Raw genomic sequence first — 17481 nt, forward strand, 5'->3', positions numbered from 1 at the left:
CCCATTCAACGTTCATGAAGTTCAATCAGTCATTGTAATGGCGGGCTCCTTGAATCCGCCTTGCAATTTCACCTGTTCCACGAGCCTTGTATACATCGCTTTTGTCGCCGATTTTTTGGGCCGGTTCATGAACATTTCCGAGCTGCCGACGATAATCAGCAGTTCCTTTGCGCGCGACAACGCGACATTCAAACGACGGTAGTCTTCAGCGAAGCCGATTGTTCCACTTGGCTGCTGGTGGTTCCGTACGAAGCTTAAAACGATGATATCCATTTCCATCCCTTGAAATTTATCAACGGATCCCGTCCGGCAATGCAAATGTTTCGGCATGATTTCCTGTTCGATAAGCCGATCGATCCTCTTCACTTGCTCGCCGTAGAAGCTAATGACGCCGACGCTTTTCTTCTCATCCGGGTGCATCCTGCCTTCCCGTTTTGCAAGGTCGGTCGCCTCTTCGATATCCAGCAGCAACTCACGGACTTTTTCCAATTCCGCCTCATTGAAAAGACTCGTTCCACCTTTCACTTGCGCTTCGAAAAATGCAGGCTCATTCGGCATGTCAAACCACAGTAAATGATCATTTCGCTTAATATACTTAGACGTCAGCAAATGATCCCGTGCCGCATCCGAATCGGACAGACCGCACTGCAGACGGTATTCACCGTCCACATAAAATGGCGCAATCGTCTCCATAATTTCCTCATGCATCCGATATTGAATGCCGAGCATCGTTTTATTCTGTTTCGGCAATGTCCTAAATAGCCTCTCGAACAGCGATTCTTTTAGCATGCCGCGCAGTTCATCCTTTTCCGCTTCGTCCTTGATTTCCTCAATGAACTCCTCCATCGTCTCTCGTCCGACGAGCGGCGGCAGCTGATGATGATCCCCGACGAGAACGATCTTCTTCCCTTTGAGCATCGGCAACAGCAGCTCGGGCGGCGTCGCTTTCGACACTTCATCGATAATGACGACGTCGAATTCTGGGTAATCCTCCATGAAATCACGTCGCGCGGAAGCAACACAAGTCGTCCCGATAACATTCGCATGCTTTACGTACAGCTTGCGGATTTCATCCAAATCAAACTCCCCTGCCCCTGCAAGCATCTCGCTCCACTCGTCTTGCAACATCCGTGCGACCGGCATCCGTTCAAGCTCCCGCTGCAATTCAGCGGCTTTTGCGGAATTCTCATCGATTTCTTCGATTACTTCCTTCTTCCGCTTTTCCGGTTTAGAGTCGATAATTTCCTGCAATGCGCGAATTTGTTCTTTACATCTTTTCATCTGCCCTTCCGACTCAGCTTTATCGTTCTGCAAGGCTGCAGTCTCTTCCTGTAAAGCCGCAAGCTGTTCGGAAAACTGACTTGATTCGATCGTATTCTTTTCAATCCCCTGCTCGATCCGTCGTAATAGCACCTTCCGCTCTTCAAAATCGGCAATTGTCTTTTCAAAATGACCAATCGACTTCTCAACGTCTTGTCGGTTCGTATGCTCGTCAACATGCACGGCGAGTGCAGAACATTCTTCCTTCAATTGAAGGAGCTGTTCTTTATGTTCTTCGATAGCCCGTTCAGCGGCCATAACCTCAGCTTCAACTTCACGGACTTGAGCATTCATTTCGTCCATAATCTCATTTTTCAAAGCAGTGAATCTGCCCGTTGCTTCTCTGTCAGATGACGCCTTGATCGTCGCAGAGATTTTCCGCACATCGTCTGCCTTGCCGTATAAATAGGCAAGATTATCGGCAAGTCGATGCAAAAGAGCCGCTTTTTCAGCATTTGCTGGAGCTGCCAATAATTGCTTTGTCTGAGGCTTCACGAAGAAACGGCCTATTTGATCAAGCATGTCATGCATTTCTTCAGCCGTTTTGTATCTTTCATCTTGCTTGCTGCGAACTTGTTCGACTGGATAATGATGCTTTTTAAGCAACCCTTCCGCATGCGTAATGCCATTCGTCAGCCGCTCCGCCACTTCCTTCCATTCGAGAAGCGCATACGGATAGACACCGTTTTGGATATCCACGCGCAAACGGCGAAGAGTATTTATTTCAAGACTTGTAGGCAAAGAAGGTTCCATGTTGTGCGCTTTGAAGAGTGCTTCCAGTTCTTGCAGCTTGCGGACATCAGGAAGTTCTTCGATGAATCGCGGCATGGAGCCCACCTTCGATCTGTGCATCGCAGATTCTTCCGTCAGCCTACGGACAGCAATTTCCGCGTACTCAATCGCTTCAGCCGCCTGAAAATAACGAAGTTTTTTACGGAAATCACCTAATTCCAGTTCTGCCTCAGTCATTTCTTCATGCATTTCCGGACTGATTGCAGCGGCTTCCTTTTCTTCATACAGCCGATCTTTTTCAATCGTCAGCGTTGCCAGCGAATCGCTTACTTCTTCCATTAGCCGTTCGATTGAATTATGCTTCTCTTCAAGTTCGGCCTGCAGACGCTGTAATGAGTTCACCTGTTCATGGACGTCCTTACTTTCCTTCTCTGCCGCGTGCTTTTCAGCTATCCTCCGCTCCGTTTCTTCCCGCTCTGCGTACAGACGCTGTTTTTCTTCCACAAGACGTCCAATTTCATTAGTGATTTCTTGTTCCCGTTCTGCACGCTTCTCCCGCTGTTCATTGACCGTAGCCAATGTTTCGTCCCGCCAGTAAGAAGCGACATTTTCCTCGATGAACCGCTTTCCTTCCTCTTCAATGCTTTCTGTCCGTCCATAGCGCAAAATCCGGATACCCGGATCGGATAGCAGCCTGCCGAGCGCATTGTCCACCGCCAAATTCGATTGCGAGGCGACGAGCGTCCGTTGCCCAGCCTTCATAAGCTGGTGGCATAGCTCTGAAATAACCGTCGTTTTCCCTGTTCCGGGAGGACCTTGTATGACGTACAAATCATGCGCGGACATCGCGCCAGTGACCGCTTCACGCTGGAACTCATTTAACGGGTGGTGGAAATCGAGCTCTATCCGCTTATTCGTAATTTGGACGACTGGCCGTTCCTCGAACAGCACTTTCTCCAGATTAGCATTCGCCGCAAAGCCATCCTGAAGATCCTTGAATCCCTTTCGTAGCCTTCGAATTTGGCTTAATTCGGCAAAATTACTAAAAACAATCTCTCGCATACCATTTGGCAATAAAGACCCGCGACGAGCATTCGCTTGATGTTTCCGACTTAACTCGATTTTAACCGACCGCTTTCCCCGATTTACGTCAACGACCGTTCCGAGATCATCGCTTGAGCCTTTCAACTTGGCACTGAAACCGGTAATCGAGCCCCAATCTTTCGCTTCTAACCCGCTGCATATGATCGTCAGCTGACTGAATGATTCATTGACGACTGGTTGTGAAAAATGGGCAGTCACATCCGCAACGTCCGCATTTTTTTCCTCAATCCGCAAATATCCTTCCCAGCTCTTAATCCGTTTTTCCACGTATGCCGAACGCTCTTGCGCGATCGGCAGCTCCCGAAGGCTCGTATATAGCTGGATCGGCATTGGACTGCCGGTACGCCGGTTGACTGCGAATGCCAAACGGACGCCAAGTCGGCGATTCGTCCGTACAGGCTCTTTACGCCCTTTCACTCTGAAGCTCGTCGCGAGGAAACCTTCGTTTTTATAGACGCATTCCATGACAGCGACCCGTTCGTTCAAGTGATCGGCGAGCTGCGAATTTTCTTGCGGGCCGAAGTAGAAGGAGAATGTCATGTTGTCTTGTTTTGCGGGAAGTTTTTCAATGTAGACGGTGAAGCTGTCCTGCATCGAAAAGAGCTCATTTTCATCAATTGCCCAATTTCCGATTTCCTTGCGCGCCCGATGTGTCATATCGAGCCGGCAGCTCATCACTTCGCTCTTCTTCATCATGACATCCTCCTTTCCGTTCCTTAAATCAATTTCGCCTTGGCGTAATTGCGTCGAGATTTTGAATTGCGCTTGAGGCCAACAGGATGTTGGTCATGCAACCGTTGCCGCAGGACGCGGCGAACTTAGGTTGCCTTCCTTAACACCCTACAAAATCCCTGACATCCGCCGGAGGCTTTATTTTGATTCAGCAGGAGTCTGGTTCCAATAGGAACAAAATAAATTATACTCATCCCACACCAATAAAAGAGGGATTTCCGCTGAATCAAAATAAAACCATACGTTCTATCATACAACAAAATCGGGTCCGACTTCATTAAAAATCGGGAAGTGGAACTTGTTGCAATCGTTTCCCATTTTGAAGATTCGGGTATTGCATAAGTAGGTTGTTCCTGTTTTCCAAACGATATAAGGAGTGAGTACTGATGAATAAAAAAACCTTCGTTGGGATGTACGATACAGATGAGGCGCTGCTTGCCGCCATTGAGGAGTTGGATGAAAAAGGGATTGATCCGGAAAATATGTATGTCATTTCGAGGAACGAGGAAGATGTCGAGTTGCTCAGGCGCCGAACGTCCGAGGATATCCAATCTGTCCCTTCGAATTGGCTCGATCGGTTTATCGGCTATATTTCAGGAGAGAATCATGTGCGTAGCATGCTCGTCGAAGTCGGTTTTGATGAAGCGGATTTAAGACGATATGAGGCGGAGATCAAGCAAGGAAAACGGCTGCTGTATGTGGAAGGTGAACCGGAAAAGTCTGCATATGAAATTAACGAGGAGCGGCAAAAGGCGGAAACGAACCCGTTCAATCATCCCGTTTCGGAAGCTGAACGTTTGAATAGGGAGGATGATTCGCCAGTCGGCATCGGTGAGGATGGCTTGCCCAAAAACGAGTATCGGGATAGCGTGTTGACGGATGGATATGAGGGCAACTCCCCAGCAGCACGTGAAAACTTGCTTTTCGGCAGGGCCGGCGCAGAAGCTTTATATGATAGATCAGAATATGAACCGAAACCGGCCAATCTTTCTTCTCCTTCGCAAATCCGCGGCACACCTTCCAAGGAACGTGCTTCCCGTCGAAGCAGGGAGTTAGATGAAGTCGAACAACAACGCCATGACGTCTTTCCCGATCCACACAATTTTATGGATAGCCAGATGGATCGCCAAGACGCAATTGCAGAGACGACGGATTTCGATGATACTTCAGACGGCCTCAATCCGATGATGGACATTTATTCAGAGGATGTCGGCAGACGACAGAAGCAAATCGTCATTGACTTGCGGAATATCAATAAAATGGAGGCCGATGCCGAAACATGGCTGCGGCCAAAAAATTGGAATCGTGATTAATTTTGAAATCGACCATGCACTTTTACAACGGGTGTATGGTCTTTTTTGTGTCATCATAAACTGGCGAAATGCGCTCATAATCGGTAATGCTTTTTCTTTAATCTTTCTATCATCCTCTTCTATAAACTTTTCTGCTATAATACTAGAGTGATTTTAGTAATGGTTTATTCGAAACTAAGTTATAAAAAAATAACAAATAACAAATGACTAATGGGGACTTTGTGTCTTCAAGTTGTGGAGGATGGAAATTTGAAAGGCTTGTTACAAATATTTATCGGTTTATTACTCGTTGGAATACTTGTTCTCGGGGGATGCGTAGCGCCAAATGACGATGAAGAGCTGAATGAAAAAGCTTCTACTGAGCAAGTTGAAAAAGAAACGTCTGAAGAGAAAGCACCTAAGGAAGACAGTTCAATATCGGAAAAAGAAGACACTGCGGAGAATACTCCTGCGGCCATTGTAAAGAAACCAGCATCCACTGTAAAACCGGCTCCGGCGAAGAAAACCGAAACGTCCGGTACGACGGCGCAAGTTCCTGTCAAGTTGGTGAAGACGATCGATGGCGATACGATCAAAGTATTGTATAACGGTCAGGAGATTAACGTTCGCTATTTATTGATTGATACGCCTGAAACGAATCATCCGCGCCTCGGCAAGCAGCCTTTCGGCGAAGAGGCGAAAGAGCGAAATCGGCAATTGGTCAATAGCGGAGCGCTCACTCTCGAATTTGATATCGGTGAACGAATTGATAAGTACGATCGATTGCTCGCTTACGTTTACGTCGATGGGAAAAGCGTTCAAAAGACATTGCTTGCGGAAGGGTTAGCACGCGTTGCATACGTGTACCCGCCAAATACCCGTCATTTGACGCCTTTCGAGGAAGCACAGAAAGCGGCGAAGAAAAAAGGGCTAGGCATCTGGTCGATCGAAGATTATGCGACCGATTCAGGATTCGATAGTGATGTGGTTCCTGCCAAAAATTCCGGCAAAACGACAACTACATCTAACGCGCCGAATTCAACCGTTAGCAAACCTGCATCGACACCGAGCACGAATGTTGCATCCAGTCAGGAATGGTTCCAAAACTGTACGGAGCTGCGAAAGAAATATCCGAGCGGTGTTCCCGAAGGCCATGCAGCCTACCAGGCTAAAATGGACCGCGACAAAGACGGATATGCGTGTGAAAAATAATGAATGAATGACTACTAGCCGATTACATCCATTTGGATGCAATCGGCTTTTTCATGGATTCGAATCAAGATTTGCAATGTCCAAGCATATACATCTAAAAAACATGAAATAGGCGGGGTCCTTATTTTCGTTCAAAGAGCTATTATCATTTTAATTGGCAGCTTATTAGTCGGGATCGGTGTGAATGTATTTCTTGTTCCTTTTGAATTATTGGACGGTGGTGCTCTTGGCATTAGTTTAATTTTTCATTATGTGAGTGATGTAAAAGTAGGCATGGCATTACTGTTAGTGAACATACCCATCTTTATTGGTGCTTGGTTTTTTTATCGTTCATTTTTTTATAATGGAATCCACGGTTTGCTATTTTCTTCATTAATGATAGATTTTCTGTACCCGATCCATATTTTCGGAAAGAGCGTATTAACTATCCCTCTTGTAAGCGCTGCACTTGGAGGTATTTTTATTGGAGCAGGCGTCGGGATGATGCTTCGCAACGAAATTAGTGTAGGCGGAACTGATTTACTCGCTCAAATGTTTGCAAGACGCATGAAATTAAACCCTGGATATGTCATTTTCTCATTTGATATTCTGATCGTTACGATTGGAAGCATTCTCATATCTTCAACACAACTATTCGTTTCGTATACGACCGTGTTCTTTGTAGGCGTGACAATTAGTCTACTCGTATCTACACCGAATAAACACACTATTGCATTCGACAAAGCAAGTGACAGATATGCATGAAGCCGGATTGCGTCTCTTCCGGCTTCTCATTTATTTTTTATTTCCGATGATACACAGAGGATTTTTACATCACTTTCCGTGTAGTTATACCAATAATGCGGACAGGTGGAGTCGAGCATGAGCGATTCTGTCGGACCTAATTCGTAAAGCGCGTCTTCGATACGGACGGTTAGAGTCCCCTCGATTACATACAGAAATTCTTGTCCCCTATGCGTAATAAGATTGCCTTCGGTCTGCCCCGGCTTCAAAACGACTAATAGTGGTGCAAAATCACGGTCGGTTACCATCGTCCCTAAATCTTTGTAATAAATGTGATGGGCATCCATCCGTTGATCGATAATGAGCGATTGACGGCTATCCGTTTCTTCTTCCTCGAAAAAATAGCTTGGGTTCACACCGAATGCAATTGAGATCTTTTTCAGTGACTCCAACGTCGCAGATGATTTCCCTCTTTCCAGCTGGGAAAGGAAGCTGATTGAAAAGCCTGTTCGATCAGCAAGCATTTTCAGTGTCATGCCACGCTCTTTTCTTATTTTTTTAATTTTTATTCCTAAATGATTTGCAGACATTTGCATTCTCCTAAAAATCCTATTGACAGAATATTATTGTGAATCTATGATGGACATACATGTAATTGAAGTGACACTTCAATATTTCAGTGAAGCGCTTTCATTTTTTTTAGCGTTCAATTGAAGTAATGCTTCAATTATAGCAAAGGGGGAAGAAAATGTGGAGAAAAAACAGTTAAACAGGGTGTTGGTTGCAAGCCTCGTCGGAAGTTCGATTGAGTGGTTTGATTACTTCCTATACGGAACAGTCGCTGCGCTCGTTTTCAATCAGCTCTTCTTTGTCAATGAAGACCCGACAATTGGTCTATTATTGGCGTATGCATCATTTGCGCTCGCCTTTTTCATACGGCCATTCGGTGGTATCATTTTCAGTCATATCGGCGACCGGATTGGAAGGAAGAAAACGCTCGTTTTGACATTAAGTCTAATGGGGATCGCTACATTCGGAATGGGATTATTGCCTACTTATCAGGCGATCGGCATTTGGGCGCCTATTTTGTTAATTACGCTTAGACTTATTCAAGGTTTAGGAATCGGCGGCGAATGGGGTGGAGCACTTTTACTCGCAGTCGAATATGCACCTCCTGAAAAAAGAGGCCTTTTCGGATCTGTCCCACAAATGGGCGTTACAATCGGAATGGTTCTTGGAACATTTGCATTGTCGATCATGACAATGCTGCCAGAAGGTTCGTTCATGACATGGGGCTGGCGTGTTCCGTTCATCTTAAGTGCTTTGCTCGTCCTATTCGGATTATGGATTCGTAAAGGAATCGATGAAACACCTTCATTCAAGGAAGTCCAAGAGCGTGGAGAAATCCCAAAAATCCCTCTCGTCACAACATTTAAAACGCATTGGCGTGAAGTGTTGATTGCAATCGGGGCGAAAGTTGTCGAGACGGCACCATTCTACATATTTGGTACGTTCATTGTTTCCTATGCGACAAGCTATCTCGGCTATTCGAGGACTGCGACGTTGAATGCCGTCATGATCGCTACAATTATCACGACGATTTTGATTCCGATCATGGGAAGACTTTCAGATAAAGTCGGACGCAAACCACTTTATGTATGGGGCGCGGTTGGAATGATCCTTTATGCATTCCCATATTTTTGGTTGATCAAACAAGGATCTGTCACATTGCTCGTTATTGCGACAATCATCGGACTCGGCATCATTTGGGCACCAATTACTGCAGTGCTCGGCACAATGTTCTCTGAAATTTTCTCGGCGGAAGTCCGCTATACAGGTATTTCGCTTGGCTATCAAATTGGAGCTGCCCTTGCTGGAGGGACTGCACCACTTGTCGCTACTGCACTGCTTGCTGAGTTCAACAATTCATATGTTCCGGTTGCGCTTTATATTATCTTCACCGCGGTCGTATCCCTTATCGCTATTTGGGCTGTGAAAGACCGAAAAAACGAAGCGCTCGATCAATAATAATATTGAAGGAGCGATTTCATGCTAATTATTAATGAAAAAGAGATTCAAACAGCGTACGGGATGAAAGAGGCACTATATGACGTCGAACAGATTCTGCGTGCAAAAGCGGATGACAAAATCGCCAATCCTCATCGAACCGTCATCGAATTCCCGCAGCATAACGCGTCTGTACTGTACATGCCAGGTGCGGATTTGGTAAATGAAACGGCTACAATCAAAACGGTGTCCATTTTCCCGGAAAATCCGGCTGCAGGAAAACCGACGACACAAGGAGTCATTCTCGTAACAGACGCGAAGAACGGTGAACATCTCGCGATGATGAACGCTTCGTATTTAACAAGGCTACGGACAGGAGCACTTAGCGGAATCGCAACCGACCGTCTTGCTCGAGAAGATGCGACTGTATTGACTGTCATTGGAACTGGTGCGATGGCATTTGAGCAAGTTCTCGGCGTTTTGGAAGTTAGACCGATTACAAAAATGCTGCTCGTCAACCCGACAACAGTTAAGGCAGAACGGTTCAAAGATAAGCTGCTCGCTTTCAGTATTGATGCAAAGATTCAAATTGAAATTATGGACAATGTTTCCGAAGCAGTCAAACAAGCGGATATCATATGCTGCAGCACCCGCTCGAATACGCCGGTATTTGACGGAAATGATGTGAAGCCTGGCACACATGTCAATGGCGTCGGCTCTTATTTGCCTCATATGCGTGAAATGGATTTTACGTTCATTCAACGCTGCGGCAAAATTGTTACCGACGACAAAGCAGGTGTCAAAGAGGAAGCCGGCGAATTGATTCACGCAAACGAGCAGCCTGGATGGTCGTTTGATGATTTGCATGGCGAACTGATGGATGTTGTGACTGGACAAACTTCAGGAAGAACCGACGATGAAGAAATTACGTTTTTCAAATCTGTCGGAGCTGCCTACTTTGATCTCGCTGTGGCACAGGGTGTATATCGGAAAGCGTTGGAAGCTGGGATCGGAATTGAAGTGGATATATAATACAACAGGAGAAGGAATTCAAATGAATTCCTTCTCCTGTTTTTATTGGACGCGAGATGACTCGCTTTGGACGCGGAACGACTCACTTTGGACGCGGGATGACTCACATTAGACGCGGAACGACTCACTTTGGACGCGGGACGACTCGCTTTGGACGCGAGATACCTCTCTTTGGTCGCGGGATGCTTCACTTTGGACGCGGGATGCCTCACTTTGGACGCGCGGAGGCTTGTTTTGGACGCGATTCAAACAAAGACGGATGTTATAAAACTCCTGCCATCCCTCCGTCAATATTGACTGATGTACCTGTGACATAAGAGGCGGCGTCTGACACAAGGAAGGTAATCACTTTAGCGGCTTCATCCGTATTTCCAATACGTCCTAATGGAATCTGACTTTGTTTGCTAGAAAACTCTTCCCATGATAGTTCCGGGTTCTGTTTTTTCCACTTCTTTTCAATCTGTTCGCTGCGAATCAAACCAATACACACCGTATTCACCCGGATATTGTCTGGACCAAGATCTTTACTCATTGCTTTCGTTAAAGCCATTCCTGCTGCCCTGCTGACCGAAGTTGGCAATGATGCCGCAGAAGGTGTCTTTCCTTTAACAGCTGTTACGTTGAGGATTGCACCCCCGCCAACTTGCCGCATATGTGGTATTGCATTTTGGGAACAACGGATAGCGCCGAATAGTTTCAAGTCAAGATCTTGCTGCCAAAGTTCCGTTCCTACTTCATCAAATGGATGGGCTTGAGAAGTCCCGGCGTTATTCACTAAAATATCTAAACGTCCATATTTTTCAACTGTAGCAGAAACAATTTTTTCACAATCCTCTTCTTTTGTAACATCCGCTTCCACAAAGAACACTTCTTTGCCTGTTTGTTCTAGAATATAGGCTGCCGCCTCTTCCAATCGATCTTTATTTCTTGCACAAATCGTTACCTCGGCGCCTTCTTTAACTAAATAGAGAGCTGTTTCTAATCCAATCCCTCGACTTGAACCCGTGATGAGAGCGACTTTTCCTTTTAACCCTAAATCCATGATAATCCCCTTTCCCGGAATAACAAAATAATTGACTATTTCCATTATACTTATCAAAAAACGGATTGCCCATTTCCCAGGCAATCCGTTTTATTTATTACCCTTCTTCTTCGACAATGACCGATTTGCCTTTCAACTTCAACAGTAACGGAATTAACAGCCATGCAGCAGCTGCAATGATGAAGACAAGCGACAACGGTTTCGTAACGAAAATACTAAAGTCGCCGTTAGAAATCGTCAGTGCACGACGCATATTGTTTTCAATCATCGGTCCTAGCACGAGTGCTAACACTAGTGGAGCGACCGGGTAATCGTTTTTCGTCAAGAAATAACCTAGTACACCGCATCCGAGCAGCAAATACAAATCAAAGGTCGTATATTGCACGGCATACACTCCGAAAAATGAAATGGCAACAATGATCGGCAATAAGTACTTCTTTGGAGTTTGAATAACTTTCGCGAATACACGGACGAGAGGCATATTCAACATTAGCAACATCAAGTTACCGATGAACATACTTGCAATAAGTCCCCATGCCACTTCAGGATGCTCATCAAAAAGGAGCGGACCAGGCTGGATATTGTACATGATAAGTGCGCCCATCAAAATTGCAGTCGTACCGGATCCCGGAATCCCTAATGTGAGCAACGGAATCATCGCACCGCCAGAAGCTGCATTATTAGCAGATTCCGGTCCAGCAACTCCTGCAATATTCCCTTTACCGAACGTTTCAGGTTTCTTGCTGAATTTCTTCTCTGTCATATAGGAGAAGAAAGAGGCAAGCGTCGCGCCTGCTCCAGGGAGGACACCAATGAAAAATCCGAGCAAGGAACCGCGGACAATCGGAACAGAGCTGTCTTTCATGTCTTGCTTCGTCGGAAGAATGCGGTTGATTTTTGCAATCGTTCCTCCTTCATTATCCCTTTCCAAAATCGTCTTGAACACTTCGCCGAGAGCAAATAGCCCGACGGCAATCGTTAAAAACTCTAATCCTGAATACAAAATAGGTTGGTTGTACGTAAAACGGGCGATTCCCGAAACAGCATCAATTCCGATTGTTCCTAGCATTAAACCAAAAACAGTCATCATTAAAGCTTTCGTCATCGATTTTCCAGCGAGACCGCTTACGGCCGCTAACCCTAACAGCATCAATGAAAAATATTCTGCAGGACCGAATTTGATAGCAACATTGGACAGCGGTTCTGCTAGCAAAACAAGGCCGATCAAGGAAACGATTCCCGCACAGAACGATCCAATCGCAGCAATCGCCAATGCCGCCCCTGCCCTGCCTTGCCTTGCCATCTGATAACCATCAAGCGTCGTGACGACAGACGATGATTCACCCGGCGTGTTCAAAAGAATCGAAGTGGTGGATCCCCCATACATCGCACCATAGTAAACACCCGCAAGCAAAATGATGGAACTCGCAGCCGCCGCACTTGTCGGCATCCCGGATGTAATCGTTGCAGTGACCGGAATAAGGAGTGCCACCCCACTCATTGGACCGATGCCGGGCAATACGCCGACAGCTGTTCCGATGACGACTCCGATGAATGCGAATAATAGATTATGCCATTGGAATGCCGTCGCGAAACCGTCGGCCAAAAATTGTAATGTGCTCATGTTGTGACTCCTCTCTTCTTAAAAACTAGGGAATCCGGGCAATGAGCCCCCAAGAAATTCCGCAAAGAAATAATAGACGCCAAATGAAAATACCGTAGCGATAATGAGACTCGGCACGATTCTGCCGCGCTCCATCGTCTGGAAAGCGATGAGTAGAAAAAGGAATGTTGAAATGACGTAACCAATCTTCTCTAATAAAAATGCATAGAGAGCAGCACTAACGAGAATAATGAGGAACTTTTTATACTGAAGCTTTTCCGAAGTCGTCGTTTCAGTCTTGTATTTGAATGTTTCATATAACAATCGTAAACTCAAAAGAATTAATATGATGCCAAGTCCTAACGGAAAGATTTTCGGTCCAACCGTCGACCCATACGCGCTGTTCGCAATCTTCATGCTTTCGATTACAAATAAAAGACCAATCAGTAAAAAAGCGATACTTGCATATCGATCGAATGTTTTACTCATAGTCTTTAACACCTCCCTATAAAAAAAGCGGATGGCGCCTGCATAGAGACGACAGGCATAAGGCAAAGATGTGGCGTGGCGCTTTTTGCCACAGAACAGCTTTGACTTATGACCCCGAGTCTCTGGCGCCAGAAGCTAGATTGAAAAGGCGGCCGTTCAAGCCGCCCATACGCCTTATTTTTGCATGCCAAGTGCTGTCAGAAGCTCCACAATAACTTTGTCTTGGTCTTCCAAGTACTTCGTGAAATCTTCAGAGCTACGGTATTCGCTTTCCCAGCCATTTCGCTCAAGCTCCGCTTTCCACTCATCCGTTTCAACCATTTCTTTCAGCTTTACAGACCAGTAATCGACAGCTGCATCGGACATTTCCTTCGGTCCGAAAAGTCCGCGCCAAATTGTGAACTCTGCGTCAATACCTTCTTCTTTAAATGTCGGCACTTCAGCTAATTCCCCGCCAAGACGCTCGGTTGAACTAACAGCAAGGACACGGACATCACCGGATTTCACATACTGCCCGATTGTCGATGCATCCGTTGCAATGACATCCGCATTGTTACCTAACAACGCCGCTACAGCTTCTCCACCACCATCATAAGATACATATTTAACAGTTTTCGGGTCGATGCCATATTCGAAAGCAGGCAAGATTCCAACTAAATGGTCCATAGAACCAGGGGCGGATCCGCCGGCAAATGTAACTGAAGTTGCATCACTCTTAATCGCTTCCAAAACATCCTTCAACGTTTGGAATTCCGAATCCGCTTTTACAACGATTGCGCCGTAATCACGCGTCAACTGCGCCAATGGCGTTGTATCTTTATAACCGTAAGGGCTGTTCCCTTCCGCTTTATTGTTATTGATGAGAAGTGGTGGAGATTTTACCAATAACGCGTAATCATTCTTTACTTCTTTCGTTGCAAACTCCGCCATGTAAACGGCGCCTCCGCCACCTGGCTTATTCTCAACTGTAATCGGTTTTTCGATCAATTTCGTGTCATTCATCGTTTTCGCAATGGCACGTGCTGTCAAATCCCATCCGCCGCCTGCTCCGGATGGTGCAACAATCGTGATATTATTTTTTGGATAATCCGAGGAGCTCCCCTTTGCCCCATCATTCTTTGAACATGCTGCAAGGCTGAACGCCAATACCCCAGTCAAAGCAACTGTCGTAAGTTTCTTCCACATAATCATGTATCCCCCTTTTGAATTAAAAAATGATGACAGCGCTTTCATACGCTATCATCAATTTATCAGAAGGTTGGTTGTTTTCAATGTTTACGGTCATAAGTTGAATAATGGGTGTAAACGTCATTTTGTTCATAATGTTCACACCGTTAGTGAATGAAATACCTTCTTTCAGGCCGTCCGACTGAACCGTAAATAAGTTCGGTATGTGCTTGTTTTTCTGAGACGAGATACTCCAAATAACGCCTGGCCGTTGAACGGCTGACACCGATATCTACACCGAGCGTTTCTGCAGTAATCCCACCTTCAATCTGTTTCATATGGCTGACGACTTTCTCTTTTGTTATCGGATCAATCCCTTTCGGCGGGAGGGAATCTAGGTTTTCAGCTGACGGTACATTTGTTTTATTCCATAAGAACTGGATGGAATCCTCCTTCATAACCCCAGCAGCTGCCAGCTTTTCATGTTTCGCTTTGTAGGAAAGAAGGCTTTCCTTGAAACGATCGAATGTGAGCGGCTTCAATATATAATCGGCTACCCCCCTGCGGTACGCTTTTTTTACAATATCGACTTCGGCTGCTGCCGTTATGAAGATGATATCTGTTTCAGGGCTATTTTCATGGATGAAGCCCATGATTTCCGTTCCGAGTGCATCAGGCAAATAAACATCGAGCAATACAAGATCGGGCGACAGTGCCTGCACCCAATCCTTTGCTTCCTCGCCAGTGTGAGCGGCTCCAACAACGGTGAAACCTTCAATTTTGTCGATGAATCGATGATGAATATCGGCAATCCGTTTATCATCTTCAATAATAAGAATTTCAATCGGTCTCATTTAATTCCCCCCTTTCGGAATAGAGATGATGAACAGCGCACCACCTAAATCTCCTTTTTCTACTGTAATGGAGCCGCCTAGATCTTCAACGTTTTCCGCGACTTTTAAAAGCCCATAGCCTCGGTCTTCCACATCTTTCGTCGACACTTTTTCACGGAATAAATCATCCAATACTTCATTTGCAATTCCTCTGCCTGAATCCTCCACTTCGAACAAAATCTCTCTTCCGTTATCCAAAATGAAAAGGCGGACCATCCGTTTCACCTCTGGATTCATTTCAACTGCTTCAAATGCATTCGTCACCAAATTCCCGATGATGGAGACAAAATGGGTCTTCTCCAAATGGGACGGCAACTCTTTCAGGAAGCTATCTTCATCGATTAGGAAACGGACTTTCAATTCCCGCGCACGATTGAAGAAGCCGATGACAATTCCGCCAAGGAAAGGATCCTGCAATCGCTTCGTGACAAACTGGATGAGAGATTGGTGCTCGGCTGTTTCGTCATGAATCAGGCTGAGTGCCTCGTCATAGGAATGTAATTGGATAAGCCCTGAAATCGTATAAAGAAAATTATTATATTCATGCGTCTGCGCACGAAGTGCTTCCGTATACCGTTTCACTTGCGATAATTCCATAGAGAGCTGGTCGATTTCCGATTGAAGGCGGAACGTCGATACTGCACCGATGATCCGGTCGTCCGCATGAATCGGGACACGGTTGACGATGACTTTCTTCCCGTGGATTTCCATCGGCCGATCGAGATGCCGCTCCCCCGTTTCAAGCACTTTCGGCAATAATGTGTTTGGGAGTATTTCTTGGATTGTCCGTCCGACCAGTTCTGTTTGACCCGGAATTGAAAGCGTGTCATAGGCAGCTGCATTCACTGTTGTAATAACTCCTTTCGCATCGACCATGATGATACCTTCACGCACAGATTCGATAAGTGCATTCCGTTCGGTGAATAAATTCGCGATTTCGACAGGTTCCAAATCAAATAGCTCTCTTTTAATATTACGTGCCAGGACACTTGAACCAATGATTCCGAGAATGATAGCGATAAGCACGATGTATGAAATATTATCAATATATTGAAAGAAAATGGAAGAAATATCTTCATTCAAATAACCGACAGAAACGACCCCGACAATATCGCCTTGTTCATTGAAGACAGGCGTTTTCCCTCGTAGTGCAGGACCAAGAGTCCCAGTCGCCTTTGAAACATAGGACTCCCCGAATTCAAGCGCGCGTTCGTTATCGTCACCGACCATTTTTTGGCCAATCCGCTCGACAACAGGGTGGGCATACCGGATGCCTTCACTATTTCCGATGACGACATATTCAGCTTCGGTTTGCAGTCGGACAGCTTCGGCGATCGGTTGCAGCAACTTAGATGGATCGTCCTCTTCGAATGCCGCAATGACATCCGGCCGAGCCGCCGTCGTTTTGGCGATACTTAGCGCGCGGACTCCAATCTGTTTCTCAATCCCGTTCGACATCGTAAAGTAGAACGAAATGCCGATAATGATCGCTATGAGGGAAACGAACAAGGCTCCATATGAAAATATGCGTGATTGCAAGGACATCGGTTTCATGCGACTCATCTCTCTATCTTAAAGTAGTTAGTTCCTGCCAAAAACTATTTCTTTCTATGTTACACTATTGGCAATAATGAAGGAATAGACTTAATGAGGTAAGGGCAATCTGTTCATTAATGGAAGGAGAGTACTGCGATGCGTGAATTCAAAATCACCTATTTTTTTGATGAGGAACATTACATACGGCGCTTCATCCACACCGATTCCATGGAAAGTGCCGAACAGCTTGTGAAATCGGAACGGGATCAATACATATCATTCTGTGATAGTCGGGGAATCTATCATGAGCTTCACACTGGCAACGTGAGGGTCGTACAGGTTTCGGAGTATTTTCGGGTAAATAATAAGAAAAAGCAGTCCTAGTGAATGTACTGGGATTGCTTTTTGATGTAAAGGGAGTCTTTGTGTGAGAAATGGAACCCTGGTGAATTTAATGGAGCCCTTGCGCGATTAATGGAGCCCTTGTGAATTTAATGGAGCCCTGGTGCGATTAATGGAGCCCTTGCGCGATTAATTGAGCCCTTGAACAAATATTGGAGCCCTTGCGCGATTAATTGAGCCCTTGAACAAATAATG

At 45.7% G+C, this 17481-nt stretch carries 14 protein-coding genes; 6 read left to right on the plus strand and 8 right to left on the minus strand.

Going from position 1 to position 17481, the window contains the following annotated elements; genetic code table 11:
- Window positions 1–21 precede the first annotated feature (21 nt).
- Window positions 22–3852, minus strand: coding sequence for a DEAD/DEAH box helicase (locus ACR65H_RS09915; RefSeq protein ID WP_440500036.1), 3831 nt, complete (start codon window positions 3850–3852; stop codon window positions 22–24).
- A 422-nt stretch (window positions 3853–4274) separates the two neighbouring features.
- On the opposite strand from ACR65H_RS09915, the gene ACR65H_RS09920 reads away from it, so the two are divergent.
- The 3 genes from ACR65H_RS09920 to ACR65H_RS09930 all read left to right on the plus strand — a co-directional run bounded on the left by ACR65H_RS09920 (window position 4275) and on the right by ACR65H_RS09930 (window position 7136).
- Window positions 4275–5201: a YflT domain-containing protein gene (locus tag ACR65H_RS09920; RefSeq protein ID WP_440500037.1), complete on the plus strand. Its 927-nt coding sequence runs from the start codon at window positions 4275–4277 to the stop codon at window positions 5199–5201.
- A 210-nt stretch (window positions 5202–5411) separates the two neighbouring features.
- Entirely contained in the window at window positions 5412–6392 is a 981-nt protein-coding gene (locus ACR65H_RS09925) for a thermonuclease family protein (RefSeq protein WP_440500038.1), read from the plus strand.
- 36 nt (window positions 6393–6428) lie between these two features.
- Window positions 6429–7136: a YitT family protein gene (locus ACR65H_RS09930; protein WP_440500039.1), complete on the plus strand. Its 708-nt coding sequence runs from the start codon at window positions 6429–6431 to the stop codon at window positions 7134–7136.
- 26 nt (window positions 7137–7162) lie between these two features.
- Here the strand turns inward: ACR65H_RS09930 and ACR65H_RS09935 are convergent, their stop codons facing one another.
- Complete coding sequence (locus ACR65H_RS09935) at window positions 7163–7705, minus strand: helix-turn-helix domain-containing protein (protein WP_440500040.1); 543 nt, start codon at window positions 7703–7705, stop codon at window positions 7163–7165.
- Between the two features lie 160 nt (window positions 7706–7865).
- Here ACR65H_RS09935 and ACR65H_RS09940 point away from each other — a divergent pair, with 160 nt between their 5' ends.
- A complete protein-coding gene (locus ACR65H_RS09940) occupies window positions 7866–9143 on the plus strand; it encodes an MFS transporter (RefSeq protein WP_440500041.1) in 1278 nt (425 codons plus the stop codon).
- Between the two features lie 21 nt (window positions 9144–9164).
- Entirely contained in the window at window positions 9165–10154 is a 990-nt protein-coding gene (locus ACR65H_RS09945; RefSeq protein ID WP_440500042.1) for an ornithine cyclodeaminase family protein, read from the plus strand.
- A 262-nt stretch (window positions 10155–10416) separates the two neighbouring features.
- Here the strand turns inward: ACR65H_RS09945 and ACR65H_RS09950 are convergent, their stop codons facing one another.
- The 6 genes from ACR65H_RS09950 to ACR65H_RS09975 all read right to left on the minus strand — a co-directional run bounded on the left by ACR65H_RS09950 (window position 10417) and on the right by ACR65H_RS09975 (window position 16911).
- On the minus strand, window positions 10417–11196 hold the full coding sequence (locus ACR65H_RS09950; RefSeq protein ID WP_440500043.1) for an SDR family NAD(P)-dependent oxidoreductase: 780 nt from the start codon (window positions 11194–11196) through the stop codon (window positions 10417–10419).
- Between the two features lie 97 nt (window positions 11197–11293).
- Window positions 11294–12820: a tripartite tricarboxylate transporter permease gene (locus ACR65H_RS09955; protein ID WP_440500044.1), complete on the minus strand. Its 1527-nt coding sequence runs from the start codon at window positions 12818–12820 to the stop codon at window positions 11294–11296.
- Window positions 12821–12838: 18 nt separating this feature from the next.
- Window positions 12839–13288 carry a tripartite tricarboxylate transporter TctB family protein gene (locus ACR65H_RS09960; protein WP_440500045.1) on the minus strand — a complete coding sequence of 150 codons (450 nt, stop codon included), beginning with the start codon at window positions 13286–13288 and terminating at the stop codon, window positions 12839–12841.
- Window positions 13289–13462: 174 nt separating this feature from the next.
- Window positions 13463–14479, minus strand: coding sequence for a Bug family tripartite tricarboxylate transporter substrate binding protein (locus tag ACR65H_RS09965; protein WP_440500046.1), 1017 nt, complete (start codon window positions 14477–14479; stop codon window positions 13463–13465).
- A 143-nt stretch (window positions 14480–14622) separates the two neighbouring features.
- On the minus strand, window positions 14623–15309 hold the full coding sequence (locus ACR65H_RS09970) for a response regulator (protein WP_440500047.1): 687 nt from the start codon (window positions 15307–15309) through the stop codon (window positions 14623–14625).
- Entirely contained in the window at window positions 15310–16911 is a 1602-nt protein-coding gene (locus ACR65H_RS09975; RefSeq protein WP_440500048.1) for an ATP-binding protein, read from the minus strand.
- 129 nt (window positions 16912–17040) lie between these two features.
- On the opposite strand from ACR65H_RS09975, the gene ACR65H_RS09980 reads away from it, so the two are divergent.
- Window positions 17041–17268, plus strand: coding sequence for a hypothetical protein (locus tag ACR65H_RS09980; protein ID WP_440500049.1), 228 nt, complete (start codon window positions 17041–17043; stop codon window positions 17266–17268).
- Window positions 17269–17481 lie beyond the last annotated feature (213 nt).

This window comes from Sporosarcina sp. SAFN-015 (assembly GCF_059415085.1).

Bases quoted from the DNA above. Each gene is read 5' to 3' on its own strand.
- ACR65H_RS09915 (WP_440500036.1), bottom strand. From the start codon at position 3,852: ATGATGAAGAAGAGCGAAGTGATGAGCTGCCGGCTCGATATGACACAT.
- ACR65H_RS09920 (WP_440500037.1), top strand. From the start codon at position 4,275: ATGAATAAAAAAACCTTCGTTGGGATGTACGATACAGATGAGGCGCTG.
- ACR65H_RS09925 (WP_440500038.1), top strand. From the start codon at position 5,412: ATGGGGACTTTGTGTCTTCAAGTTGTGGAGGATGGAAATTTGAAAGGC.
- ACR65H_RS09930 (WP_440500039.1), top strand. From the start codon at position 6,429: ATGCAATCGGCTTTTTCATGGATTCGAATCAAGATTTGCAATGTCCAA.
- ACR65H_RS09935 (WP_440500040.1), bottom strand. From the start codon at position 7,705: ATGTCTGCAAATCATTTAGGAATAAAAATTAAAAAAATAAGAAAAGAG.
- ACR65H_RS09945 (WP_440500042.1), top strand. From the start codon at position 9,165: ATGCTAATTATTAATGAAAAAGAGATTCAAACAGCGTACGGGATGAAA.
- ACR65H_RS09950 (WP_440500043.1), bottom strand. From the start codon at position 11,196: ATGGATTTAGGGTTAAAAGGAAAAGTCGCTCTCATCACGGGTTCAAGT.
- ACR65H_RS09955 (WP_440500044.1), bottom strand. From the start codon at position 12,820: ATGAGCACATTACAATTTTTGGCCGACGGTTTCGCGACGGCATTCCAA.
- ACR65H_RS09960 (WP_440500045.1), bottom strand. From the start codon at position 13,288: ATGAGTAAAACATTCGATCGATATGCAAGTATCGCTTTTTTACTGATT.
- ACR65H_RS09965 (WP_440500046.1), bottom strand. From the start codon at position 14,479: ATGATTATGTGGAAGAAACTTACGACAGTTGCTTTGACTGGGGTATTG.
- ACR65H_RS09970 (WP_440500047.1), bottom strand. From the start codon at position 15,309: ATGAGACCGATTGAAATTCTTATTATTGAAGATGATAAACGGATTGCC.
- ACR65H_RS09975 (WP_440500048.1), bottom strand. From the start codon at position 16,911: ATGAGTCGCATGAAACCGATGTCCTTGCAATCACGCATATTTTCATAT.
- ACR65H_RS09980 (WP_440500049.1), top strand. From the start codon at position 17,041: ATGCGTGAATTCAAAATCACCTATTTTTTTGATGAGGAACATTACATA.